Source organism: Chitinivorax sp. B, assembly GCF_005503445.1.
Taxonomy (GTDB): domain Bacteria; phylum Pseudomonadota; class Gammaproteobacteria; order Burkholderiales; family SCOH01; genus Chitinivorax.
This window is the reverse complement of record NZ_SCOH01000163.1, coordinates 1-1,249: the sequence shown is the minus strand read 5'-3', so window position 1 is coordinate 1,249 and position 1,249 is coordinate 1. Positions and strand designations below refer to the sequence as shown.

Sequence of the window (1,249 nt, the reverse complement as noted above, 5' to 3'; positions counted from 1 at the left end):
TTTGGCTGATGCGGTTACCCTGGTGGTCGTACTGGTAGCGCAGGCTGCTGCCGGGCAGTTCCACTTCGCTCAGCCGCTGGTCGCTGTCATAGCCATAGCTGGTGAGTTGGCCGTGGCGAGTGCGTTGGGTCAGGTTGCCATTGGCGTCATACTGGTACTGCTCATCCCCGGCGCTGTGTAAGCGGTCGTTGCTGTCATGGCGGTAGTCGGTGACCTGGCCGTCCCGGATGGCCTGGGTCCGGTTGCCGACGTCGTCATAACGGTAGTCGCTGACCGAGACCCGGCCAGCGGCGTCGGTGGTGGCCTCTTGTGTCAGCCAACCCAGGCTGTTATAGCCATAACGGGTCTGGCGGCCGGTCAGGTCGGTGATGGCCTGCCGTTGGCCGGCTGGGCTCAGGGTGTAGTCGAACTGGGCCAGTAGCTGGTTGTCACGCACCCGCCAGTGCTCGACCCGGGTGATGCGGTTGAGTGCGTTGTAGCGGTAACGGGTTTCGGTGCCATTCGGGTAGGCAAGGCGGCTGCGGTTGCCATTGCCGTCATATTGATAGGTCGTGACCTGACCACGACGGTCGGTCACCTGGCGCAGCCGGTTCTGCGCATCGTAGTCGTAGCGGGTGCGGCCATGGGCAGTGGTCACCTGCGTCCGATTGCCGTTGGCATCATAGCCATAGGCAAGGTAGCGGCCATCCGGCAGGTCAAGGCGGGTCAGGCGGTCTTGCTGGTCATAGCTGTGACGGGTCTGGCCGCGATAGTCCTGGACCGTGTCCAGCTGGCCACTGGCCGTGTACTGATAGCGGCGGCTGCGGCCATCGGGCAGTTGCTGCAAGCTCAGCCGGTTACGCACGTCATATTGCTGGCGCAGGGTCCGGCCGGCAAAATCGGTGTGGGCAATCAGGTTCCCCACGGCATCATATTCAAAACGCTCCTGCTGCCCGCCTGGCAAGGTCCGGCTTTGTACTCGACCCAGCGCATCATAGGTCCAGCGGGTGATCCGGCCCAGGGCATCGGTCTGGGTCAGCTTGTTGCCAGCCTGGTCGTAACCATAACGCGTGGTGAGCGTCCGACCATCCAGCGTCTGCAGCACCGCCACCAGGCGACCTTGTTCATCGTATTGATAATCCGTCCGACGACTATCGGGATCTTGCTCAAACGCTTTACGACCGGCGGTATCGAAGCCGGTCTGCCAGGTCCTGCCCTCGACGGTGACGTGCGTGCGGCGGCGGTTGGCATCATATTGATACTGGGTGAC

The 1,249-nt window shown here is 62.8% G+C and carries 1 pseudogene; it reads right to left on the bottom strand.

What is annotated here, in order from left to right:
* Positions 1–1,249, bottom strand: a pseudogene (locus FFS57_RS25045) (Ig-like domain-containing protein); the annotation flags it as partial.